Origin of the sequence: Streptosporangium oxazolinicum (assembly GCF_039537505.1) — a bacterium.
In the GTDB taxonomy this organism is placed as follows: Bacteria; Actinomycetota; Actinomycetes; order Streptosporangiales; family Streptosporangiaceae; genus Streptosporangium; species Streptosporangium oxazolinicum.
Window position 1 is genome coordinate 55,346 of sequence record NZ_BAABAQ010000006.1, and the last position, 21,957, is coordinate 77,302.

At 65.3% G+C, this 21,957-nt stretch carries 21 protein-coding genes and 1 tRNA gene; 11 read left to right on the forward strand and 11 right to left on the reverse strand.

All coding sequences use genetic code 11. The features are described from left to right. The first annotated feature begins 41 nt into the window (after positions 1-41). Positions 42-113 (forward strand) — tRNA-Arg (locus ABD817_RS17830). Between the two features lie 131 nt (positions 114-244). Here the strand turns inward: ABD817_RS17830 and ABD817_RS17835 are convergent. Both ABD817_RS17835 and ABD817_RS17840 read right to left on the reverse strand, forming a co-directional pair. Next, complete coding sequence (locus ABD817_RS17835; protein WP_344919085.1) at positions 245-373, reverse strand: hypothetical protein; 129 nt, start codon at positions 371-373, stop codon at positions 245-247. A gap of 165 nt (positions 374-538) precedes the next feature. Further along, positions 539-1,615 carry a tyrosine-type recombinase/integrase gene (locus tag ABD817_RS17840; protein WP_344919086.1) on the reverse strand — a complete coding sequence of 359 codons (1,077 nt, stop codon included), beginning with the start codon at positions 1,613-1,615 and terminating at the stop codon, positions 539-541. A gap of 103 nt (positions 1,616-1,718) precedes the next feature. On the opposite strand from ABD817_RS17840, the gene ABD817_RS17845 reads away from it, so the two are divergent. Continuing rightward, a protein-coding gene (locus tag ABD817_RS17845) for an IS3 family transposase (protein WP_344919442.1) occupies positions 1,719-2,944 on the forward strand; the annotation gives its coding sequence in 2 pieces (ribosomal slippage) (positions 1,719-2,031 and positions 2,031-2,944; 1,227 coding nt in all). 15 nt (positions 2,945-2,959) lie between these two features. On the opposite strand, the gene ABD817_RS17850 is transcribed toward ABD817_RS17845, so the two are convergent. The 3 genes from ABD817_RS17850 to ABD817_RS17860 all read right to left on the reverse strand — a co-directional run bounded on the left by ABD817_RS17850 (position 2,960) and on the right by ABD817_RS17860 (position 4,163). Then, complete coding sequence (locus ABD817_RS17850) at positions 2,960-3,178, reverse strand: hypothetical protein (RefSeq protein WP_344919088.1); 219 nt, start codon at positions 3,176-3,178, stop codon at positions 2,960-2,962. A gap of 71 nt (positions 3,179-3,249) precedes the next feature. Beyond that, positions 3,250-3,978, reverse strand: coding sequence for a hypothetical protein (locus ABD817_RS17855; RefSeq protein WP_344919089.1), 729 nt, complete (start codon positions 3,976-3,978; stop codon positions 3,250-3,252). Continuing rightward, on the reverse strand, positions 3,975-4,163 hold the full coding sequence (locus tag ABD817_RS17860; RefSeq protein WP_344919090.1) for a hypothetical protein: 189 nt from the start codon (positions 4,161-4,163) through the stop codon (positions 3,975-3,977). The genes ABD817_RS17855 and ABD817_RS17860 overlap by 4 nt, the downstream gene beginning before the upstream one ends. 469 nt (positions 4,164-4,632) lie before the next feature. On the opposite strand from ABD817_RS17860, the gene ABD817_RS17865 reads away from it, so the two are divergent. The 4 genes from ABD817_RS17865 (at position 4,633) to ABD817_RS17880 (ending at position 8,333) form a co-directional block, all read left to right on the forward strand. After that, positions 4,633-5,043 (forward strand): GntR family transcriptional regulator, encoded by a 411-nt coding sequence (locus tag ABD817_RS17865; RefSeq protein WP_344919091.1) that lies wholly within the window; start codon positions 4,633-4,635, stop codon positions 5,041-5,043. A gap of 86 nt (positions 5,044-5,129) precedes the next feature. Continuing rightward, positions 5,130-6,305, forward strand: a complete 1,176-nt coding sequence (locus tag ABD817_RS17870; protein WP_344919092.1) for a hypothetical protein — start codon at positions 5,130-5,132, stop codon at positions 6,303-6,305. A gap of 4 nt (positions 6,306-6,309) precedes the next feature. Further along, positions 6,310-6,870 carry a cysteine hydrolase family protein gene (locus tag ABD817_RS17875; protein ID WP_344919093.1) on the forward strand — a complete coding sequence of 187 codons (561 nt, stop codon included), beginning with the start codon at positions 6,310-6,312 and terminating at the stop codon, positions 6,868-6,870. Positions 6,871-7,013: 143 nt separating this feature from the next. Next, positions 7,014-8,333 (forward strand): hypothetical protein, encoded by a 1,320-nt coding sequence (locus tag ABD817_RS17880; protein ID WP_344919094.1) that lies wholly within the window; start codon positions 7,014-7,016, stop codon positions 8,331-8,333. A 298-nt stretch (positions 8,334-8,631) separates the two neighbouring features. Here ABD817_RS17880 and ABD817_RS17885 read toward each other — a convergent pair whose 3' ends face one another. Beyond that, entirely contained in the window at positions 8,632-9,813 is a 1,182-nt protein-coding gene (locus ABD817_RS17885) for a Fic family protein (RefSeq protein ID WP_344919096.1), read from the reverse strand. Positions 9,814-9,983: 170 nt separating this feature from the next. On the opposite strand from ABD817_RS17885, the gene ABD817_RS17890 reads away from it, so the two are divergent. From ABD817_RS17890 to ABD817_RS17905, 4 genes are all read left to right on the forward strand, one after another. Beyond that, on the forward strand, positions 9,984-11,066 hold the full coding sequence (locus tag ABD817_RS17890; protein WP_344919097.1) for a virulence RhuM family protein: 1,083 nt from the start codon (positions 9,984-9,986) through the stop codon (positions 11,064-11,066). Between the two features lie 582 nt (positions 11,067-11,648). Continuing rightward, positions 11,649-12,191 carry a P-loop nucleotide/nucleoside kinase family protein gene (locus ABD817_RS17895; RefSeq protein WP_344919098.1) on the forward strand — a complete coding sequence of 181 codons (543 nt, stop codon included), beginning with the start codon at positions 11,649-11,651 and terminating at the stop codon, positions 12,189-12,191. Positions 12,192-12,231: 40 nt separating this feature from the next. Continuing rightward, the gene (locus ABD817_RS17900) at positions 12,232-12,411 is read left to right on the forward strand and encodes a hypothetical protein (RefSeq protein ID WP_344919099.1); all 180 of its coding nucleotides are present in this window, start codon (positions 12,232-12,234) and stop codon (positions 12,409-12,411) included. A gap of 96 nt (positions 12,412-12,507) precedes the next feature. Continuing rightward, a complete protein-coding gene (locus ABD817_RS17905; RefSeq protein WP_344919100.1) occupies positions 12,508-13,377 on the forward strand; it encodes an SIS domain-containing protein in 870 nt (289 codons plus the stop codon). 215 nt (positions 13,378-13,592) lie between these two features. Here the strand turns inward: ABD817_RS17905 and ABD817_RS17910 are convergent, their stop codons facing one another. From ABD817_RS17910 to ABD817_RS17920, 3 genes are all read right to left on the reverse strand, one after another. Further along, on the reverse strand, positions 13,593-14,741 hold the full coding sequence (locus tag ABD817_RS17910; RefSeq protein WP_344919101.1) for an NAD(P)/FAD-dependent oxidoreductase: 1,149 nt from the start codon (positions 14,739-14,741) through the stop codon (positions 13,593-13,595). A 353-nt stretch (positions 14,742-15,094) separates the two neighbouring features. After that, on the reverse strand, positions 15,095-16,060 hold the full coding sequence (locus ABD817_RS17915) for a TIGR03557 family F420-dependent LLM class oxidoreductase (RefSeq protein ID WP_344919102.1): 966 nt from the start codon (positions 16,058-16,060) through the stop codon (positions 15,095-15,097). A 62-nt stretch (positions 16,061-16,122) separates the two neighbouring features. Next, positions 16,123-17,496: an NAD(P)/FAD-dependent oxidoreductase gene (locus ABD817_RS17920; RefSeq protein ID WP_344919103.1), complete on the reverse strand. Its 1,374-nt coding sequence runs from the start codon at positions 17,494-17,496 to the stop codon at positions 16,123-16,125. A 344-nt stretch (positions 17,497-17,840) separates the two neighbouring features. Between ABD817_RS17920 and ctaD the strand changes: the two genes are divergently transcribed. Next, a complete protein-coding gene (gene ctaD, locus ABD817_RS17925) occupies positions 17,841-19,541 on the forward strand; it encodes an aa3-type cytochrome oxidase subunit I (protein WP_425583384.1) in 1,701 nt (566 codons plus the stop codon). A gap of 36 nt (positions 19,542-19,577) precedes the next feature. Here the strand turns inward: ctaD and mshB are convergent, their stop codons facing one another. After that, positions 19,578-20,429 carry an N-acetyl-1-D-myo-inositol-2-amino-2-deoxy-alpha-D-glucopyranoside deacetylase gene (mshB, locus tag ABD817_RS17930; RefSeq protein ID WP_344919105.1) on the reverse strand — a complete coding sequence of 284 codons (852 nt, stop codon included), beginning with the start codon at positions 20,427-20,429 and terminating at the stop codon, positions 19,578-19,580. Positions 20,430-20,499: 70 nt separating this feature from the next. Continuing rightward, positions 20,500-21,510, reverse strand: coding sequence for a hypothetical protein (locus ABD817_RS17935; protein WP_344919106.1), 1,011 nt, complete (start codon positions 21,508-21,510; stop codon positions 20,500-20,502). Positions 21,511-21,957 lie beyond the last annotated feature (447 nt).

Consider the following 21,957-nt stretch of genomic DNA (forward strand, 5'->3'; position numbering starts at 1 on the left):
GTCGGTCCCCCTCAGGATGCTGGTAATGTAATCACGCGTTGGCCCCCTTAGCTCAGGGGATAGAGCACCGGCCTCCGGAGCCGGGAGCGCAAGTTCGAATCTTGCAGGGGGCACACAAGCCAGGCCAGCCCAGATATGCGCTGACCTGTAGGTAGAACGTCGAAACGGGCGGGACTCCAGTCTCACGGAGTCCCGCCCGTTCTCATTGGCGCTCACTGGTTGTGGACCAGCTGTGGACCAGATCTCACGGGGTCAGCACGGCCTCTATGCGGCGGTTGTTCTGATCTTGGCGGCCATCCAGGCATTTGGCGTAGCGCTTGAGGAGGACTTCCACGCTGTTGCCTGCGCGAGCGGCCACCTCGGTGGCGTCCACTCCTGCGTTGAGCCAAGTAGACAGAGCCGCATGTCGTAGGTCGTAGGGCCTCCTGGCCAGAGGGGAGGCCACCTGCTGAGGGGTGAGAGCGAAGCTGCGGGCCTCCCTCCACACCCGCGCGTAGGTGGAAGCCCCCAGCACGCCGCCGCGCTCGTTGCAGAACAGTCAGCCGTCGGGAGCGGTTCCGAACTCCTCCAGGTGGGCTCGGAGCATGTCGACCAATGCAGGCGGGATAGGAACCTCCCGGACCGCCCTCGTGTCACGTTGCTTCAGGCCACGCAGATCGTGAACCGTGCCCGTGTCCGTCCACTGCTTTCCACTGCTGGGACGGGTCTTGGCCAGGGTGAGAAGGCCCCAGCCTTCCTCGGGTAGGTCGCAGTCGTCTTGCCGTAGCCCTACGGCCTCGGCGGGCCGGACACCCGCGAAGTAGAGCGTGGCGTAGAAGGCCACCAGTCGGCGCCCTCGGGCACGGTGCCAACTCCCGATATAGGACACAGCGGCGAGCAGTTCCCGCGCCTGTTCCGGGTTGACGACCGCGCGCCTGTCTACGGCATCGTCCTTGGCGATCTTCTTCTGCTTGATCCGCTTGAGCGGATTCTCCTTGAGTTCGCCAAGGTCGATGCCGTACTCTAGCGCCGTGTTCAACCCCCGGCGACGGCGGGCCGTGGTGTCGGTGGCGGCAGTTCGCCGCTCCAGGGTGAGGCCGAGAGCCTCGCTCACGCGGCGCGCAACAATGGGGTCGGCCATGTCAGCGAGGGGGAGCGTGGACTTCCGGAGAATCCGCATGGTCGATACCAACTCGACGGGTGCTGCCTCGCTCTCCTCGCGGGGAATCAGCGCCCATTGCATGGCTGCGCGGATCTCTTTACGGGGCAGGTCGAGCGCATCGCCATCGAGCATCGCGAACGTGGCCACGGTCAAGCTGTCCACGATGCTCTCGCGAGTCTTCGCCGCAGCACCGGGCCATCGTATGGCGGTGTACTTGGCGGCGAAGTCGTACCAGCTCATAGGTGGTTTTTCGACTTCCGGAGCCAGCATGGAGGAGGGCAGGCCGGTCTCGGTGTCGAACAGCTCACCCTTTTTCGCGGCCTTGAGCAGGTCGGCACGGAAGTTGTCGGCGAGTGCCTTGGTCAGGAACGCTTTGGATTTCGGCTCTGTGCCGACCTTCCATCGAAGCTGGTATGGCTTGGTGCGCCCCTTGCGGTTGCGGATGCTCCACACCACCACGTCGTGAGTCAGCACGGCGTCCCCTCTTGCGCTACGCCCTGCTCGAAGGGGGCCTTTCCCCTTGAACGTGGACACCTTGGAGACTGGATCTTGAGGTCCAGGGGAAGAGATGTCCCTGATGGTGATGAAGAACTACCCGCCCGAGTTCAAGGCCGATGCGGTGGCGCTGGTGCTGTCGAGACCGGACCGGACGATCACGTCGATCGCGCGGGATCTGGGAGTCAGCCGCGAGACGCTGCGGGTGTGGGTACGAGCCGCGCAGGCTCGGGGTGAGGGCGGGCGGCGAGCGGCTGGCGGGGTCAGCACTGGCAAGGACACCTCGGCCGGGCCCGTAGCCTCAGACGACGTGCTGGAAAAGGAGAACAAGCAGCTCAAGGCGCGAATCCGGGAGCTGGAGCAAGAGCGCGACATTCTGCGCAAGGCGGCCAAGCTTTTCGCGAACGAGACAAACTGGTGAACCGCTTCCAGTTTGTTGAAGATCACAAAGCGCTCTACGGGGTGAAGCGGTTGTGCCGGGTGCTGCAGGTGTCACGCTCAGGCTTCTACCGATGGTTGAAGGGTGTTGCGGCGCGGCTGGCCCGCCGCCAGGACGACGAGCAGCTGGCCGGGCGGATGCGGCGGATCCATGCCGAGCATGAGGGCACCTACGGCTCGCCTCGGATGACGGCCGAGCTGCGCGCGGCCGGGATCGTGGTCAACCACAAGCGGGTGGAACGGGTGATGCGCGAGCACGGCATCGCCGGGCTGCATCTACGCAAGAAGGTCCGCACCACCGTCTCGGAACCGGACGCGGCACCGGTGGCGGACCTGATCCGGCGTGACTTCACCGCCGAGCAGCCGAACACCCGCTACGTCGGCGATATCACCTATCTGCCCGTCAGCGGCGGCCGGTTCCTCTACCTGGCCACGGTCGTGGATCTATATTCGCGTCGGCTGGTGGGCTGGTCGATCGCCGATCACATGCGCACCGAGCTCGTCGTCGACGCGCTGCAGGCCGCGGCGCACACCCGAGGCGGCCCTCTGGACGGCGCGGTGTTTCACACCGACAACGGGGCGCAGTATTGCTCGCGGGAGTTCGCGCGGGCCTGCCGCCGGCTCGGCGTCACCCGCTCACGCGGCGCGGTCGGCACCAGCGCCGACAACGCGGCGGCCGAGTCCTTCAACGCGAGTCTGAAACGCGAGACACTGCAGGGCGCACACCACTGGCCCGACGCCCGCACCGCCCGCCTGGCCGTGTTCGGCTGGATCACCCGCTACAACACGATCCGGCGGCACTCCCGGCTCGGCCAGCTCAGCCCGATCGACTACGAGAAGACGACAGATAGCCTGAAGTCTGCCGCCTGAAACCGGTGTCCACGTTCATGGGGGAAGCCCCACCTCTCCGATAGAGAAGTTCAGGCCGCTCAGCCACTCACCGATGAACGTCCCGGCCAGGCCGGTCCCGCCCAGGAACATCAGGATGGAGATCACCCGATTGAGCACCGGGCCGTTGAGCTTGCCGAGCTTGGCACGTTTCTTGTGGAGCAGGATTCCCAGCGCCAGGCACAGAATGCCGAACGCAATGGCGGGCGCGTCCATGACGAGTCCTTTCTGAAGGTTGGAGGTTCCGGCCGAGGTCGAAGACCATGACGGCGGTAGTGCTGGTGCGGTTACTGAGCCACCTCCGCCCCGGAGATGGCGACTGGAGCGGCGGGGCGGCGGTCCCACCAGGGGCGACGAGGGCGCTCCGACCTCAAACTGGCCATCTCGGTGACCAGCCCCTCCACGGCCAAGCCCACGCTGGCGATGTCACCCCGGCCCTTGGCCAGGACGTCCAGGCCGGTGGCGATGGCAGCCAGACTGCCGGTTACCGCCTCGCCGATCGGGGCGGCGGCCGAGAGTGCAGCGGTCAGGCCCGCCATCTCCGCGCGGATCGCGGCCAACTCGGCGGTTAGCGCGGTGGCCTGGACCTGGTGAGCTTGGCGCGTCTGCGCCAGTTCCTCTCGGATGGCCACCAGCGCGTGCGCAGTGGACAGCTGTGCGTCTACCGCTTGCGCCTGCTGGCGGTCTGGGTGCCACGCGTCAGCAGGGTGGTAGGCCAGGTACCCCTGTGCCAGGTCAGCGTGCGTCACCCGGCACCCCTCGGCGTGAGTTTGCGCCCACGCTCGCGCTATCCCCAGCGCGTGCTCCCCGTCCTCGATCAAGATGCGGGTGGGAGCGCCCCAGTGCTCCCTGCCCCACCAGACGGTTTCTTCCGCGCCGCATCCGGCACAGGTAGCGACGGTCTGGTCTGGGCCGTAGGAGTCGTAGCGGCCGGCGCGCTCGGCGATCGTCACGGACAGACCGCCCACGGTCATGTATCGGGCGCGGAACCCCTTGGGAGTCGCGGCGGCGGTCACCAGGTCACCTCCGCCGGCGTCGCGCCGGCGTCGGCGGCCTCCCTTAGGAGGTCATCAAGGATGTCGGCAGCTGCAGCGCGACGTGCCCTCATGTCGTCCCAGCTCTCGCCGGGCAGGATCGGTGCGTTGAGGTCGGGGTGCATGTGTGTCAGCACGTAGGCCAAGGGGCGGACGTCGATGTCCAACGATGGTGGCGCCCCGGCTTCCACAGGCGACACACCGGAGGGAACGGCAGAGTGACGGGGCATCGTGGGAGTACCTCTCTGAACTGGTGGATGAGGGGTCGGCGGGTGCGGTCGGAGTGCCCCGGCAGGGAGTCGAACCCTGCCTGCGACCATCGGGGCGGTAGATCGGTGGGCTCTTTGCGGGAGGTATGGGTTGCTCCCGTTGTAGGCAGAGCCCTGCCCTCCGGCTGCCAAGGTGCCGGGAACCTCGGCCCCCTCTATCCGGGGCCCCTTGAAGTGCGTATGCACAGCCCGTCGGAGCACGGCTTGACGCCGCCTTCCCAGGTCTTCCATCTGTGCAGGCTGAAGCAGTAATGCGGATATTTGACTAGACGATCGTATTGAGACGGTTCACCTGTCTCAAGACAGTAGTTAGGAGCGACTGGCTCGTCAAGCTCTCTGTCGTAAGACGGTTAAGTACGCTTGATCCGTGGAGAAGCAGAGTCCTCGCGAGGATGCGGACCGTCATGCGAGCAAGAAGCTCGCTGCGGTTCTGCGCACTGACATTGCAGAGGGGCGGTTGGCCCCCGGTGCTCGACTGCCCTCCTACCGGCAGCTCGCCGAGAGGCATGGAGTCGTGGTCAACACCGCTCAAGCGGCGGTTCGACTGCTTCAAGCCGAAGGTCTGGTGACGATCCGGCCGGGCAGCGGCACCGTTGTTCGGTCAGAGCAGGACGCGCTGCCAGAAGACCTGAGAAGCGAGTTGGAAGAAGTGCGTGGACAACTGCGGCAGACTCGGGAAACTCTGTCCGCAGCGGAGAAGGCTGTAACAACCCTCCTGGAACGACTCCCTGTCATGGCTTCCGCAGAGACTCGGCGGGAGCCGAGGGATTCCGGCTGATCTGGCGGTTTCTTTCACGCCTCAAGAGTTGCGGTGACGTTCGGCAAGCAGTAGACGACGCGAATAGACGCGAAGGGGCATCCCCCATGTCCGGAGAGAGCGTACGTGCCGGCAGTAAGCAGTTCGCCCCGAACAACGTCCTAGTCGCCAAACGTCAGGCGCTCGGATGGAGCCGCAACCGGGCGGCGCGGGAGCTTGAACGGGCGGGCAGGGATCGAGGGTTAAGCGTCCCGGAGCTTGGGACGATCGAAAAAGCCCTATACCGGCATGAAACGGGCCGCGCTGCTTATAGGGATCCGCTCTATGTCGAGCTGTACTGCCTTGTCTACGAAGCGACGGTTCAAGACCTTTTCGGGGAAATCGAACCGGCTTCCTCTGCTAACGGCGAAGCGTTTGGGGTTCGTTCTCATAAGTTCGTTGCGGCTTACATCGGCGCTGAACAGGTTGACGCGCTTATCACGAGGGGAGTGGTTGCCAAGCATCCTCCCCAATGCGGTCTTGAATGCCATGTGGCAGACGTAGCGCACGCTGAGGGGGAACGTCGCCTCTACGTATGGCCATTCGGCGTTGCGATCTTCCACGTCGTTGAGGAACTTGAGCTTCCCAACATCGCACGCTTGGCCGTATGGCGCAGGAAGACGTATGCCCGAGAGTTGGAATGGGCCTCAAGTCATCTTTCTGGCTTGACTGGGGCGTTAGTCGAGGCATCCTACGTGCTGAGCACTTATTGGCTTCACCAGCCGTCATGGCCAGGGCATGAGATGGACGCAGCGATCCGTATCATGTGTGCGCCACGAGTGCTCTTGGAAAGAGCCTCAGAGGCTACAGAAGCATCGCTGGCACACGCGGAACTAGTTGAGCGCTCCTTGCTGGCCGAAGGATACGAGCCAGCGGAAATGGTCCCCTTTGGGATTAAGGGGATATCGATCGGATATGCCTCTTGGTCTGGAGTCGTTTACTGCCCTACCGCTCCCCGGCGTGCGCTAGCCGAAGACGAGCTTGTCACCATTGAGCTAGCTACCCAAGCCATTTGGGCGTACTGCGAGCACATTAACCGACAGGTAGAGCAGGGCATGGATCCTGAAGTGCCTGAACCGTACGGCTGGCGCTTCCTGCGGGGCGTCCGTTCTCGACTGACGAACGCCCGCCCACAGGAGACCGGGCAACACAGGTCTATGCGTACTGCGATCCTGGACACGAGCGGCCTTATCGGCCACCTTTCCCAGGCGATCGACATCCTTAGAGAAACCAGCGAAAGGTAAGCCCGTGTTCAACAGTTCCGCGGTTCTGGTTGTGGTAGATGTCCAGAACGGATTTGTGCGGGAGCAGTCGGCCCACGTGGTTCCAGTCATCGTGGACGTAGTGAGTCGCTGGCAGGCCGCAGGCGGCGACGTGGTTTTCACGCAGTACTTCAATTACGCGGGAAGCAACTTCGAGCGGCTATTCAAATGGTCCAAGCTTATGGAATCACCCGAAACGGATATCGTTCCCGAACTTATTCCGTACGCGAACAAGGCAACGGCTGTAGTCGATAAGACTGTGTATAGCTTCTTTAACGAAGAGGGTGTAGCCCTGGTACGAAGCCATGGATGGACCGATATTTACGTTTGTGGAATCGCCACAGAAAGCTGTGTCCTCAAAACTGCAGTTGACGCCTTCGACTATGGCGACCATCTGACGCCATGGCTTATCGAAAACGCATCGGCAAGCCATGCGGGCCGGGCGGCCCACGAGGCCGGGATTCTGGTGGCGTCCCGCTTCATCGGTCCCGGGCAGATCATCAAGGCCTCTGACATTCCATGGGCCAGGCTCACCGAAATGGCGTGAGCTGGCGCTGATTCTTCGCCGGGCCTCATTGCAAGGTCCTTGATCTCAACGGCGTAAAGAATAAAGGCTTGTCAATCCCCCGAGGTCGAGCCAAAGCGCGACGCTACTTTCGATACCCCTTACTTATTGATAAGAGAAACTCCATGACCAACGAAGTTAACGAGCACAGCGAAGACATCGGCGCTTTCATTTTCGCTCTAACTGCGATACTTCCGCACGGTATCAAAAGTACCAAAGAAGGGGTATCGCTTCCACTTTCGGAAGGCCATTTAGGGGCGGAGGGATCAAATTTTATCCCATACGCAGAACTGAATGGCATATTTGACAAGCTGAAATTAGCGAAGAGAATAGACGGCTCCGGGCTAATGTGGCTACGGAGGGCAGAAATTCTCCTAACTTCCCTCGATGACAGGTCGATCACCGCTTTTCTTCGAGATATCAAGATATCTGGGTATGGGGAAAATTCTATACAGTATGAAGTTGGTCGCCCATCAAAAGAGTTTCTTGTCTTCACTCTTGCACACCTCTCTCGAAATTCAGAGAAGGAAGGAGCGGGTTGGTGGTCGCAGATCCGGATGCGTATTTATAAGCGATCTTATGGAACTCGTCGAACATCTTCAGATAACATCGATGACTCGGTCGATGCTCTTGACTTTTTGGCCAGCATATTTCCTGCGATTACGCTGAAAATAACTGCTCCTGCTGAACGTTCCGATTTTGAGGCTCTCGCAAATTCTTTCTTGTTTCATTGGGCCTACAACTTCGATGCGGCGGTTCGGTCGAGTAATGGGTTTGATCAATTTACGCGAAGCACAAGAATTCGGCGCACTCGTAGGTCTAAGTCGCAAACCTTCGATGCGCCGATGAGGGTCTATCACCCTGATCTGACTCAGCACTATCTTATGGGGGTGGCGGCGCGAGTTCCCCTACTCGAATACCTTTCTTACTATCACATCGCTGAGCACTTCTTCGAAAAGGTATTTCAGGATGACCTTGTCGAAAGAGTTCGCCTGACAATTACTGACCCGTCCTTCTCTGTAAGAAGATCAAAAGATATTCAGGATCTCATTAAGATAGTAACTAAGTCTCAACGTCAAGTTCGCGAGGAAGGGGGTCGAAATGAACTGAGATCTCTTCAACTCACTCTCGAACGCTTCGTTGACCGCGATAGGCTTGTGAATGATCTAAATGCGTACGATAGCTCGCTCGTGGCGCATTATGGAAGCAATGCGGTTGCTTTTGCAGATGCCGACAAGGTGGATTTGCAGGAGAGTGATTTAGGGAGGGTTTTTGGAGCCCTATCGCGGCGCATATATAAGGTGAGGAACTCTCTGGTTCATGCTAAAGACGGCGCATATCCGAGATATGCCCCATTTATGCATGATGTGGACCTCTCTCAAGAAGTGCCCTTAATGCGATTCATTTCAGAGCAAATAATTATTGCTCATGGAAAAGTTATTTGACGGTGTGGTAGATCGGTTGAGCAAAATCTGCCACGCGGCGGGTGCTGGGTGAGGAGCACCCCTCCACGTTGGCCAGCCGCAACAACCTGGCAACCGTGCTTTCGAAGCTGGGCCGCTTGTGGGTCGTCCGAAGTAGGCCAACGATGACAGGCGACAGGCTGACGTGGCCTCTTCGCTGGAGCTGTCATTACTTCGTTTGTACGCATTCCTGCGCGCGCTGCGCTTAAACACGCGCAGCGCGCGTGCTTGTCGCCCTTGGCTCACAGCTGCGCAGCTCGCCAAGGGGGGCCAGCTCTACCTAGTCAGCAACGTCTTCATGCTGGGCTCGGAAAGGGAGGAAGGCTCTCATCTGCTCGACAAAGGGCCGGACGTTGCCGCGGACCTTCAGGATGAGCCCGAGGTCCTCTAACGCGTTGACATCCCGGCTCACGGTTCGTCGAGTCTTGCCTGCGTACTCGGCCGCTAAGCGTGTGGAAACCTCGGGGATCTTGCTGATGGAGGTCCAGCGGTCAGCGGGTAGGTCCAAGACGAGATGTCGTTGGCGGACACTGGAGGCCGTATGGCTATCGGGCACAGTCTCGTGGACGAAATTGATCCAAGCTACTGTGAGTTGTTGCATCTGAATCGTCTTAACCTGCTCACGCAGTTCATCAACGAACCCCTGCAGCGCGTAAAATAAGAACCCGTTCGGGTCGTATGGCGACTGACTGCTTTCCTGGAGTACCTGATAGTAGCGGGTACGGGTACGCATATAGAAGTTTGCTGGCAGATGTGCAGCCAATATTGGAACGCCTGCGTGAAGTAGAAGTTGGTACTCCACTAGTCGTGCTGTACGGCCGTTTCCATCACGAAAAGGGTGAATCCAAGCTATATACAAATGGGCTAACAGTGCTGAAAGGATTGCGGCGGGCTGACGTAACTCCTCGCCGGCAACCTTGCAGATTACCCGAAGCCATTTGCAGAGTTGGTCTAGGAGGTATCCACAGTCCTCCGGGGGCGCGCCGCGGTAGCTACCAACGAGGACGCTCTCGGTACGGATCTCCCCTGGGGCGACCTTCTCGGCGTCTGGGACCTTGTGGAGGACGAGTCGGTTTAGTTCTTCAATGCGTTCCCGAGTCAGCGCCAGAGACTTGCCGTCCCTGAGATCCGCCTCGATCAGGCTGTAGGCGGCCACGATGTTGTCGACCTCCTGACCTAGGTACTCCAGGGAAGGAGGCAGGTCAAGCTGATGGCGGACCCGCTGGAGAACCTCGTTCTCCGAGAGGGTATTGCCCTCGATCCTTGTAGTTGCATGGGCGCTCTTGCTTAGGAAGATCTGGTTCAGTTCGTCGGCAAGGCTGGGTTGAAGTGGCGCTCCGGCGATGTGCCCACACTTGGAGAGCACCTCGCCGAGCAGCATCCAGGTGCGGAAGCCGAGCTGCTCACGGGGATCGAAGTCGAACGCGATCCAGGGGTGAGTCTCCGAGTGTTGTCGTACCATGTGTCCAATCCTATATCTAACGAAACCGCAGATGAGAGCAGGTTTCAAAGATCGTTGTGAGTATTTGTGACGCTCGTGATGTCCACGACCGTGTCTGTTTGGGTGTCTAATGGGTTCCCGTCCAGAGGCTAACGAGCAGGTCAAGATCACGAAGGCGAGGGGGAGGCCGTATGGCCGGATCCAATGGCGAACTGATCCTCTACACCACAGAGGACGGGCGCGCAGAGATCCAAATGCGCACCGATGGCACGACGGTCTGGATGACCCAGGCGGAGATGGCCCACCTGTTCGACACCAGTACGCAGAACGTTCAGCAGCGGATCTCGGCGATCTTCGCAGAAGGGGAGTTGACTGAGTCAACTATCAACTCAGAGTTGATAGTTCGCCAGGAGGGCAGTCGGCTCGTCAAGCGTGAGCTGCTGACCTACAACCTCGACATGGTCCTTGCCGTGGGCTACCGCGTGCGTTCTCCGAGGGGTACCCAGTTTCGTCAGTGGGCTACTACTACCCTGCGGGAGTACCTGATCAAGGGCTTCGTCATGAACGACAGTCGGCTCAAGGAGCCGGGTGGGCTCGACTACTTCGACGAGCTGCTCAAGCGCATCCGGGACATTCGGGCCTCGGAGAAGCGCTTCTACCAGAAGCTTCGTGACTTGTTCGCGACCAGCGTCGACTATGACAGCAGGTCGGATGCGTCCCCCAAGATCTTTGCGACGATCCAGAACAAGCTCATCTACGCGGTGTCCGGGTGTACTGCAGCCGAACTGATCGTTAAGCGGGCCGACTCCTCTCACCCCACGATGGGTCTCACTTCGTGGGTGGGCGAGCGGGTTCGTAAGGCGGACATCACGGTGGCCAAGAACTACCTCAACGAGGATGAGATCGACACGCTCAACCGGCTGACGACTCAGTTCCTCGACTTCGCCGAGGGGCGTGCGAAGCGCCGCCAGCAGACGACCATGGCTGAGTGGGTTGCTCAGACTGACAGGTTCATCGAGTTCAACGAATACGAGGTCCTGCCCAACGCGGGACGCGTGTCCGCTAAGGACATGAAAGGCATCGCGTGTGAGCGCTTCCGGGAGTTCGACGAGCAACGTCGGCGTCGAGAAGCGATCGAGGCGGATCGGGAGGATGAGGAAGTAGTTGCTCGACTCCTATCCGATGTAGCCGATGATGGGGCTCTGGATGAGCTGAAAACCGTGGAGGAAGGGGTACGTAGGAACGCCCACGGGGGCGCCCCTGGTGCCGATTGAGCCCATAGCCCGGCGGGGTTCCTAAGGTCCGGAGGGGGTCGCTAGGAGCCGATATCCGCCAGTAGGACCGATGATGTTGAGCCCCTGCTCTCGAAGATGAGGGCAGGGGTTGTCTGCTCGTACCATGATCCTTGTGAATGCGTCTTCAGATTTCTCCACGCGGCCGCTCCAGCCGTCCTTCCCCCGCATTAGGCGTAGTCAAGGAGATCAGCAAGGCTGTTTCCTGCTATCTGTGGACTATCTGTGGACCGTCAGTGGTGGGGGAGCGAAGATCGATTAAGTAGTCACTGGTCAGGCACCATGTGGATGGGAAGTGTGCACTCCTCTCCGGAGCCGGGAGCGCAAGTTCGAATCTTGCAGGGGGCACCAGCGATCCATCAGGGGAAACCCGGCGATGACCTGCGGAAACGCAGGTCATTTCGCGTTTCGGGCCCTATGTCCGTGATCTACGGCTTCCCGTTCCGGGTGAGGGTCTCCGCTGAGGGGGCGATCTTCTGTGTGAGGACGCGGGTCTCTGCCGAGGACGGGGATCTCTCGTCGGCGTGCCGGTGGTGGCATACCTGTGGCGGCTAAGATCAGGTCATGGTCGCTGTGCTGGTCAACGGGCTGCCGGGGGCGGGCAAGACGACGCTCGCACGGGCGTTGGCCGACGAGTTGGGGCTTCCGTTGTTCAGCAAGGACTCCGTGAAGGAGTCACTGGCGGAGACCATGGCCCAGGTGCGTCCGCGGGACTGCGCGCCCGGCGAGTGGAGCCGGATTCTTGGCGCGGCCGCCGCCGAGACCCTGTGGACGCTGCTGGCCGACGCGCGTGGCAGGGCCGTTCTGGAGAGTCCGTGGCTGGCTCATCTGCGTCCCGTCGTCGCCGAGGGTCTCCGGCGCGCGGATGTGACGGTGGTACACGAGGTCTGGTGCGACGTGCCGCTGGAGATCGCACGTGGCCGGTTCGCGGCACGGGCCGCCGACCGGCACGCCGTGCATACCGGGAGCAGTGGCTCCTCCGATGAGGAATGGCGGTTCTGGGAGCGGGTCGCCGAGCCGCTCGGGCTGGGAGCCGTGCACCGCGTCGACACAACGCGGCCGGTCGACGTTCCGGCACTCGTCCGTCTCATCAGGGCCGTCCGCTGAGGGCGACCGCTTCGCAGGTCACCAAGTCCTTGCAGCGTGGATGCCTCGTCCTCCAGGCCCGTCCTTCAGGGCGGGGGAAGGAAGCGCCTTCCTCACTTACGGCGCCGACGGCGTTTCCTCGGGCGACGGCACCGAGCACCATGTCTCGGAGTACGCCGTGCTCGCGCTGGACGATCTGGTCGTGCGGCTGGTGGGTGACGAGTTGCGGCCGCTTTCCTGACCTGTCCCCGTGTCCCCTCTGCCTGACCCGTCCCCGCGCCGCCTCCCGGTGTTCGTCCATGCTCAAATATCAACAGGCATCGATGAGGAGGCGCACGTGACGTACGTCCTGCGGGAGATCGCCGATCAGCCCGCGTGCTGGCGGCGGGCGCTGGATCTTGGCGCGGCGAACCCGGCGGGTCTGCCGGAGGCGGGGGAGCGCGTCGCCGTGATCGGCTGCGGCACCTCGCTGTACATGGCGCAGGCGTACGCGGCCCTGCGCGAGCGGTCGGGGCAGGGGGAGACCGACGCGTTCCCCGCCTCCGAGCTGCCCGCGCGCCGCTACGACCGGCTGGTGGCGATCACCAGGTCCGGGACGACGACCGAGGTGCTGCGCGCCCTCGGCGCGGCGGGTGACGTCCCGACGGTCGCCATCACCGCCGATCCCGAGACCCCGGTGACCGGCCTGGCCGGGACGGTGATCGCGCTGGAGTTCGCCGACGAGCGCTCCGTGGTGCAGACCCGGTTCGCCACCAGCGGGCTCGCCCTGCTCCGCGCGCACCTCGGGGAGGCCCCCGCCGACCTGGCGGTCCAGGCCGAGACCGCGCTCGCCACACCGCTCCCGGAGGGGGCGGTCTCGCGGCGGCAGTTCACCTTCCTCGGTGGCGGGTGGACCAACGGCCTGGCCCGGGAGGCGGCGCTGAAGCTCAGGGAGGCCGCGCTGGCCTGGTCGGAGGCGTACCCCGCGATGGAGTACCGGCACGGGCCGATCAGCATCGCCGACGAGAACAGCCTGGTGTGGTTCTTCGGCGGCGAGGAGGAACTGCTCGACGACGTCGCCCGCACCGGGGCCCTGATCACGGTCACCGCCCTCGACCCAATGGCCGACCTGATCCGGGCCCAGCGGCTCGCGGTGGAACTGGCCCGGTCGCGCGGTCTCGACCCGGACAACCCACGCAACCTCACCCGGTCGGTGATCCTCCGCTAGCCACGGTGGAGATCCGTCACCGTCAACGCCGCGCTGGACGTCGCCTAAAGGGTGGAGGCGCCGGTGCCGAACACCGCGCCCTGTTCCCGGAGCTGTCCGGGACGCCGGGGTGTCGTGCTGCCGGGGAGCCCGCCGCCCGGTGTCGCTCCCGGCGTGGGTGCCGCGCTTGACGTCGGGGCGGGCGTCGTGGCCGGTTCGCCCGCCGGGGGCTGTGTTCAGCGGCGCCGGACGGTGTTCAGCAGCCAGCGGCGGACCACGGCCAGCGCCAGCGGCACCGGTACGGTGCCCGCCCCGAGGCCCACGTCGACGAGCAGGTCGAACACCTCCTTGCGGCGGGCGGCGGTGTCGATCGCGGCGTCGATGAAGCCGGGTGACTGGGAGGCGAGGGCGAGCACGTCGGTGGTACGCAGGTGCCGCCCGAGGGCTTTTCCCAGCCCGCGCCGGTACGCGGGCAGCGGGTCGCCCGCCGCCTGGACGGCCGCCTCCCCGGCGAGCCGGCCGGAGACCAGCGCGTAGAAGATGCCCTCGCCCGTGAGCGGGTTGATGAGACCGGCGGCGTCACCGGCGAGCATCACCCGCCCGGACCCCGGCGTCGGGCGGCCCGGGGACAGGGGCAGGTGGTGGGCGCGCAGGTCGCGGGCCCTCACGTGGGGCAGCAGCTCGGCGAGCCGTCCGTGCAGCACTTCCTTCCCCGGCAGGCCGGTGGCGTGCAGCCGGGGCAGGAGCATGCCGTAGCCGACGTTGGCGGTGCCGTCGCCGATCGGGAACGACCACGCGTACGCGGGCCACCCGTCCCGCTGCATGAAGATGGACTGGACGTCGTCGTCGGCGGGCACGTCGGCGTAGCCGCGCACGGCGATCGCGGTGTGCCTCTCGGGGGAGGGGGAGATGCCGATGAGGCGCCGTACGGTCGAGTTGGCCCCGTCCGCGGCGACCACGGCGCGGGCGGTGACGGTGCCGTCGAGGACCACGCGGTCGTCGAGGACGGCGAGCGCGCGGACCTGGTGGCGGCGGACCTCGACGCCGCGGGCGCGGGCGGCGTCGACGAGGCGGGCGTCGAAGACCTTGCGGGGGACGACGTGGTTGGGCCTGGCGGAGGTGGCGGAGACGCGCGCGCCACCGGGGGAGACCACCGCCAGGCGCTGTGTCGGCCGGTAGTCGGCGATGAGGTCGGGAAGGCCCAGCAGGGCGAGCTCGTCGCGCCCGTGGGCGGCGATGCCGTCGCCGCACGCCTTGTCGCGCGGGAAGTCGGCCCTGTCGAGCAGGAGGACCCGCGCCCCGGGCCTGAGCTGTCTCGCGCGCAGGGCCGCGGCCGCTCCCGCGGGCCCGCCGCCGACCACCACCAGATCCCACACGTCATCCACCCCGGTGAGCCTTCCCCGTACGCCCGGGGGGAACCGCCGCCGCGGTGGATCTCCATGCGTGGCACCTACCCGGCCGGTGGCTTGAGGTCGCTCGGGGCGTGGATCTCCACGGAGAGCGCCTGCCCGGCCGGTGGCTAGAGGTCGCTCGGGCGTGGATCTCCACGAAGAGTGCGTGTCCGGCTGGTGGTTTGAGGTTGCTCGGGGCGTGGATCTCCACGGAGAGCGCCTGCCCGGCCGGTGGCTAGAGGCCGTTCGGGGCGTGGATCTCCATGGAGCTCCACGATGAGCGCCTGCCCGGCCGGTGGCTAGAGGGCGCTCGAGGCGTGGATCTCCATGGAGAGTGCGGCCGGTGGTTAGAGAGCGCTCAGGGCGGGGAGCAGCTCCTTCTCTGACCAGTCGAGGAACGCCTCCTGGTGCTCGTGGCCGATCTGGACCAGGGCGACGTGGGTGAAACCGGCGTCGGTGTAGGCGCGTACCGCCTCCACCACGGCGTCCACGTCGGGGCCGCACGGCACCTTGGCCGCGACGTCCTCGGGCCGCACGGTCTGGGCGGCGGCGGCGAAGTTGACGGGGCCGGGAAGCTCGGACATGACCTTCCACCCGCTCAGCGACCAGCTCCACAGCCGGTGCGCCCGCTCCGTGGCGGCCTCCACGTCGGGGTCGTAGCAGATGGCGAGCTGGCCGTAGACAGGTTTGCCGGTGCCGCCCTCCCCGGAGAACAGGCGTACCAGGTCCGAGTCGGGGTCGACCGCGACCAGCGCGTCGCCGTGCTCGGCGGCGATCCTCCCCGACCGGCCGCCGGAGGCGGCGATCGCCAGCGGGACGGGCCGGTCCGGCAGGTCGAACAGCTTGGCCGAGTCGACGTCGAAGAACTCGCCGCGGTAGGTGACGTACCCGCCCTCGAACAGCTCCCTGATGATCTGCACGGCCTCGCGGAACATCCCGTGCCGGGTGTCGGCCGAGGGCCAGCCCTGGCCTATCACGTGCTCGTTGAGGTTCTCTCCCGCGCCCAGTCCCAGCGTGAAGCGGCCCTCGCTCAGTACGCCCATGGTCGCCGCCTTCTGCGCCACCACCGCCGGGTGGTAGCGCATGATCGGGCAGGTCACGTACGTCATCAGGGGCAGACTCCGGGTGGCCTGCGCCGCCGCGCCGAGTACCGACCAGGCGTACGGGGAGTGGCCCATCTCCTCCAGCCACGGAAAGTAGTGGTCGGAGATGACCGCGTAGTCGAAACCGACCCGTTCGGCTGTGGTGACGTCCTCGACCAGCTGCCTGGCGGGCGTCTGTTCGCACATCATCGTGTAACCGATCTTTGCCATACCCTGCCCCTTCCCCGGCTTCCCGCGAGCATCGCCGGGAGCGCCGAAAATCTCGCCGTCCTTTACGAATCTCCTGGCCTCGATGAGTTGCCCGATCTAGATGAGGCGCTCGTCTTCGGCGGTTCCTCCCCGCCCGAGCCGTGCGGGTGCTCGGGGGTGGCGGAGGTGAGCGGGACCGCTGGGCCGCGGACCACGTCCAGCTGGACGGTCTGGCGGGGCACCAGGAGGTCCAGCAGCCAGCTTCCCGCGATGCGCACCCGGTTGCGCGGGATGGCGAACAGGTGGTAACCCCGGGTGATCGCCTTGGCCACCATGCCCGACAGCGGCACGCCCAGCGGGTCCGCGGCGGCGCCGGTCCCGCCCAGGTCGACGACGAACCCCAGGTCGTGGTGCTTGTACGGCCGGAGCTTCCCGTGACCGTAGGAGGCGGCGATGTTGTGCGCGACCCGTTTGCCCTGGCGGCCGGCGTGCTGGGCGGTCATCGCCGTGTACTCGCCCGGCCGGGTGAGGTCGGGAACCGCGGCCGCGTCGCCGCAGGCGAAGATCTCCGGGTGGCCGGGCACCCTCAGGTACTCATCGACGAGCAGACGCCCCTTCACGGTCGGCAGGCCCAGGGACTCCACCATCGGGTCGGGGCGCACGCCGACGCACCAGATCAACGACCTGGTCGCCACGAACTCCCCGTCGGAGAGCTTCACCCCCTCCGCCGTCGCCTCGGCCACGCTCGTGCCGGTGCGGATCTCCATGCCCCGCTCGGACAGCGTCCGGTGCGCGACCCGGGACAGCCGCTCGTCCAGCTCGGGGAGGATGCGCGGGGCGATGTCGGCGAGGATCCAGCGCACCGGCTGGTCGCGCAGCCCCGGCCGGTGCCTTCGGATGGCGAGCGTGAGCAGCTGGCCCTGCGCCGCCACCTCGGTCCCGGTGTACCCGGCGCCCACGACCACGAACGTGCACCTGGCCCGGCGCTCCTCGGGGTCGTCGGACGCGTCGGCGAGCTCTATCTGGCGGATCAGGTGGTCGCGCAGGTAGACGGCCTCGGCGATGCTGCGGAAGCCGTGGGCGTACTCGGCGACCCCGGGCACGGGAAGCAGCTTGTTGACGCTGCCGACCGCGATGACCAGGCGGTCGTAGCCCAGTTCGCGGTGGTTGCCCTCGGCGTCGGTGCACTTCACGCGGCGCGCCTCGATGTCGACGGTGTCCGCCGTGGCGAGCAGGTGTCGTACCCCGGGGTAGTCACCGGCCAGGGAGACCGCGACCTTGCGGGGGTCGAGGATGCCCGCCGCGACCTCCGGCAGCAGCGGGAGGTAGAGGAAGTAGTCGGTCGGGTTGATCAGGACGATCTCTATCGCGCCCTTCGCGATCCGGGACAGGGTACGGACCACGGTGAAACCCGCGAACCCTCCTCCGATCACGACGACTCGTTGTCGCTGAACCATGACGTCGCTCCTTTCGGCACTCCGTTTCCAGCGGCGTGCCCTGTCCGCCCCCGGGTCAAGCGCGACGGGCCGTCCTATGTTGTCCGTACGGCGAGTACGGCCCGTGATCCGGCACGGTGTGCCAAGGGGGCCGGAAGGCAGACAAGAGGGATTAATCGCCAGGTCATCGCGTGGGCAAGATGGCGGGGGCGGGCGAGTGGGAGCCGCTTTCCCCGGGGATGGCCGGGGGAAGGCGGTGGAATCCGGATGCCGCGCCGGTTCGAGGACGGTCCGGTCTGTTCGAGGATCGGCCGGTTCCCGGGACAGGCCGGTTCGAGGACGGGCCGGTTCGGAGGGGGTGGGTCGTGACGACCTTCGAGCAGTCACGCGAGGAGCCGCTGACCTCACCGCTGGCACCGCGCGGCAGGGAGCCGGGCTCGATCGTCGTACGCTGGCTCACGAGCACCGACCACAAGGTCATCGGCTACCTGTACCTGATGACCTCGTTCGTCTTCTTCCTGCTCGCCGGGATCATGGCCATGATCATCAGAGCGGAGCTCGCCCACCCGAAGCTGCAGGTGGTGACCCAGGAACAGTACAACCAGCTGTTCACCATGCACGGCACCCTCATGCTGCTGCTGTTCGCGACGCCGCTGTTCGCCGGGTTCGCCAACGTGGTCATGCCCCTGCAGATCGGCGCGCCCGACGTGGCGTTCCCCCGGCTCAACATGGTCAGCTACTGGCTCTTCCTGTTCGGCGGGATCATGGTCTTCTTCGGCTTCATCACCGAGGGGGGCGCCGCCGACTTCGGCTGGACGGGATACTCGCCGCTCGCCAGCGCGACCCACTCCCCGCAGCTCGGCGGCGACCTGTGGGTCGTGGGCCTGACGATGTCCGGGCTCGGCACGATCCTCGGCTCGGTGAACTTCATCACCACGATCATCTGCATGCGGGCCCCGGGGATGACGATGTTCCGCATGCCGATCTTCACCTGGAACACGCTGCTCACCGGCGTCCTGGTGCTGATGGCCTTCCCGGTACTGGCCGCCGCGCTGCTCGTGCTGCTCGCCGACCGCAGGTTCGGCGCCCACGTCTACGACCCGCTGACCGGGGGGCCGATCCTGTGGCAGCACCTGTTCTGGTTCTTCGGCCATCCGGAGGTCTACATCATCGCGCTGCCGTTCTTCGGCATCATCACCGAGGTGATCCCCGTCTTCAGCCGCAAGCCGATCTTCGGCTACATCGGCCTGGTCGGCGCGACCATCGCCATCGCGGGCCTGTCGATGACGGTGTGGGCGCACCACATGTTCGCCACCGGCCGGGTGCTGCTGCCGTTCTTCTCGTTCATGTCGTTCCTGATCGCGATCCCGACCGGGGTGAAGTTCTTCAACTGGGTCGGCACCATGTGGCGCGGGCACATATCACTCGACACGCCGATGCTGTTCGCCGTCGGCTTCCTGGTCACCTTCCTGCTCGGCGGGCTGACCGGGGTCATCATGGCCTCCCCGCCGCTCGACTTCCACGTGACCGACTCGTACTTCGTGGTCGCGCACTTCCACTACGTGGTCTTCGGCACCGTGGTCTTCGCGATGTTCGCGGGCTTCTACTTCTGGTGGCCGAAAATGACCGGCAAGATGCTGAACGAGAAGCTGGGCAAGTGGCACTTCTGGACGTTGTTCATCGGCTTCCACACCACCTTCTTCGTCCAGCACCTGCTGGGCGCGATGGGCATGCCGCGCCGCTACGCCGACTACAGCGCGTTCGACGGGTTCACCGACCTCAACCTGATCTCCTCGCTCGGGGCCTTCCTGCTCGGCGCCTCCACGCTGCCGTTCCTGTACAACCTCTGGTACACCGCGCGCCACGCCCCGCGCGTGACGGTGGACGACCCGTGGGGCTTCGGCAACTCGCTGGAGTGGGCCACCTCCTGCCCGCCGCCCCGGCACAACTTCACCTCGATCCCGGCCATCCGCTCGGAGCGGCCCGCCTTCGACCTGCACCACCCGAGGACGGGGACGCAACCGCGCCAGCTCGACCCCGCGGCCGGGCTCAACGAGGAGATCTGACCCCTGGGTCATGACCGGGATCGTACGTGAGCGGGGTCAGCCGAAGAGGCCGGTCTCGCGGCCGTCCTCGCCGGGCGGCCCCGGCTCTCCCGCCAGCAGCGTGTAGTACTCCACGCCCAGCGCGGGCTGTCCCACGTAATCGGAGAGCGCGAAGAACGAGCCGTCCACGCTCAGCTGCGTTCGGTGCGCGCGCAACGCGGTGATCTTGGCGCCCAGGTGCGCCCTCGCGTCGACCCGCGTCGTCACCTGCTCGCCGGGGACGCCGAAGCCGAACTCCTCGACGGAGCCGACCCGCTTGAACGGCCCGGTGCCCACCGCGCGCTCCAGCTCGTCCAGCGGCATGGCGGTGACGTAGAACCGGGAGGGCCGCCACGGCTCGCCCTCGCCGAAGGACGGGTCGGAGGCCCTCTCGAACGCCCGCCACGCCACCCGGTGGGCCTGGATGTGGTCGGGGTGGCCGTAGTAGCCGTTGTCGTCGTAGGTGACGACGACCTGGGGCCTGACCTCCCTGATGAGGCGGACCAGCTCCGCGGCGGCCTCGTCGAGGTCGGCGCGGAAGAAGCAGCCGGGGTGGTCGTTGGACGGCGAGCCCATCATGCCGGAGTCGCGCCAGCGTCCGGGCCCGCCGAGGAAGCGGTGGTCGTCCACGCCGAGGGCCGCGCACGCCACCGCCAGCTCGCCCTCGCGGTACGGGCCCAGCCGGTTCTCCCGGCCGGCGGCGAGGTGGCCCAGCTCGGGAGGGACCACGTCGCCCTCCTCGCCCAGCGTGCACGTCACCAGGCAGACGTACGCGCCCTCGGCGACGTACTTCGCCATCGTCGCCCCCGTCCCGATGGACTCGTCGTCGGGGTGGGCGTGGACGAGGAGAATGCGACGGTCGTACGGCATGGCTCCGCTCCGCCCTCTCTGTTTTCGTGGTTTCCCGCCGGGGCTCCCGGTGGCGGGAGCCCCGATGGGTTCACCTCGCGTCGACGTATCCGCTCGCGGCGGCCCGGATCCCGGCCTGGAACCGGCTCACCGCGCTCAGGTTCTGCAGCAGCGCGCCGATGTGGCGGCGGCAGGTGCGCACGGACATCCCCAGCCTGCGGGCGACGGCCTCATCGGTGAAGCCCTGGGCCAGCAGGGTGACGATGGCGTGCTGTATCTCGTCCGTCGCGCCCTGGTAGCCCAGGTCGGAGGCGGAGTAGGGGATCGCGGAGTTCCACAGGTGCTCGAAGACCTCCGACAGGAACCCGACGACGGACAGGTCGCGTGCGGCGACCGCCCCCGGCGCCGCACCCGCCTCGCCCGGCCGGGACATGAAGGCGATCTCCCCATCGAAGATCACGAGATGGTTCGGGAGCTGGGGCGTGGTGCGCACGCTGGCACCGGCCGCGATGAGCTTCTTGATGTGCCCCCTGGTGGGCAGGTCGGCGCGGGCGCTGTGCTGGTAGAGCATCCGCAGCCGCACCCCCCGCTCCAGCATGGCGAGGTTGCGCGTCAGCGTGTCGTCGAGGTCGGCCCAGGAGGGCGCGTTCGGCTCGACGCTCAGCATCTCGCGCTCGCACGCCGCCGCCGCCATGTGCAGCGATCCGCGCACGGCCGCGCCGTCGGGCAGCGACTCCACCGGGTTCGCCGGTTTCCTGGTGCGCTGCACCTCGTCGTATCCGTGCATCAGGGAGTGCATCTGCGTACGGATTCCGGTGATCAGGTCGCGCCGGTGGTGGATCTCCGTCTCCATCGGCGATATCAGCGAGGCGGCGGCGATCTCCGGGTTCACCGGTACGAGGTTGGTCAGATGGCCCGGCTCCGGGCGGAGCAGGTGCAGGCGGGTCAGCCGTTCTATCGCGTCCTCGACGGTGCGGGGGTCGAGATCGAGCTCTTCGGCGACGTCGCGGGCCGTACCGATATGGCCCCTGTGAAGTGCCCTGAAGTAGACGGAGGCGGTGTCCTCGTCCAGGGCGCGTAGTTGGTCAGATAGTCCACCCACAAGCCTTTTCCCCCTTGCGGCTATTCTTGCCAGAGTGTGCCAGAAAATTGCACAACATTGCTAGATAGTTGTGAAGAACTGTCTGGATCGCTTTCCTCGTCGCCGCCAAGGGGGCTGGCGGGCCGTGGAGAGCGGCAGCCGGGCCTCTCCCGAGGGCCGCGAACGTAACCGCACACCAGGGCGCTGGCACCATCGGGGTGGCCAATTGTTGTCAATGTCCTGTGCCGTGACGCCCGCGTCAACAGGTTGACGACGCCGCGGGCGAGAGTGTCTGATCATTCACAGTTCGCGACCGGCGTGTCCCGTGGGATCGCGACGACCACACCCGGCCCCCCCGTGATCCCACGATGGCCGGGCACGACTTCCGGATTCCGTCCCGGGAGAACGGCGGGGGCGCCGCGTGCGGCAGCCGTACCTCGCCGGGCTTCTCCACGCCCTCGCCGAGAT

What these genes read in the sequence shown, in the direction of transcription:
- ABD817_RS17900 (WP_344919099.1), top strand. Translation starts at nt 12,232, where the DNA reads ATGCCTCGTCCTCCAGGCCCGTCCTTCAGGGCGGGGGAAGGAAGCGCC.
- ABD817_RS17895 (WP_344919098.1), top strand. Translation starts at nt 11,649, where the DNA reads ATGGTCGCTGTGCTGGTCAACGGGCTGCCGGGGGCGGGCAAGACGACG.
- ABD817_RS17885 (WP_344919096.1), bottom strand. Translation starts at nt 9,813, where the DNA reads ATGGTACGACAACACTCGGAGACTCACCCCTGGATCGCGTTCGACTTC.
- ABD817_RS17920 (WP_344919103.1), bottom strand. Translation starts at nt 17,496, where the DNA reads ATGGTTCAGCGACAACGAGTCGTCGTGATCGGAGGAGGGTTCGCGGGT.
- mshB (WP_344919105.1), bottom strand. Translation starts at nt 20,429, where the DNA reads ATGCCGTACGACCGTCGCATTCTCCTCGTCCACGCCCACCCCGACGAC.
- ABD817_RS17915 (WP_344919102.1), bottom strand. Translation starts at nt 16,060, where the DNA reads ATGGCAAAGATCGGTTACACGATGATGTGCGAACAGACGCCCGCCAGG.
- ABD817_RS17880 (WP_344919094.1), top strand. Translation starts at nt 7,014, where the DNA reads ATGACCAACGAAGTTAACGAGCACAGCGAAGACATCGGCGCTTTCATT.
- ABD817_RS17850 (WP_344919088.1), bottom strand. Translation starts at nt 3,178, where the DNA reads ATGGACGCGCCCGCCATTGCGTTCGGCATTCTGTGCCTGGCGCTGGGA.
- ABD817_RS17870 (WP_344919092.1), top strand. Translation starts at nt 5,130, where the DNA reads ATGTCCGGAGAGAGCGTACGTGCCGGCAGTAAGCAGTTCGCCCCGAAC.
- ABD817_RS17890 (WP_344919097.1), top strand. Translation starts at nt 9,984, where the DNA reads ATGGCCGGATCCAATGGCGAACTGATCCTCTACACCACAGAGGACGGG.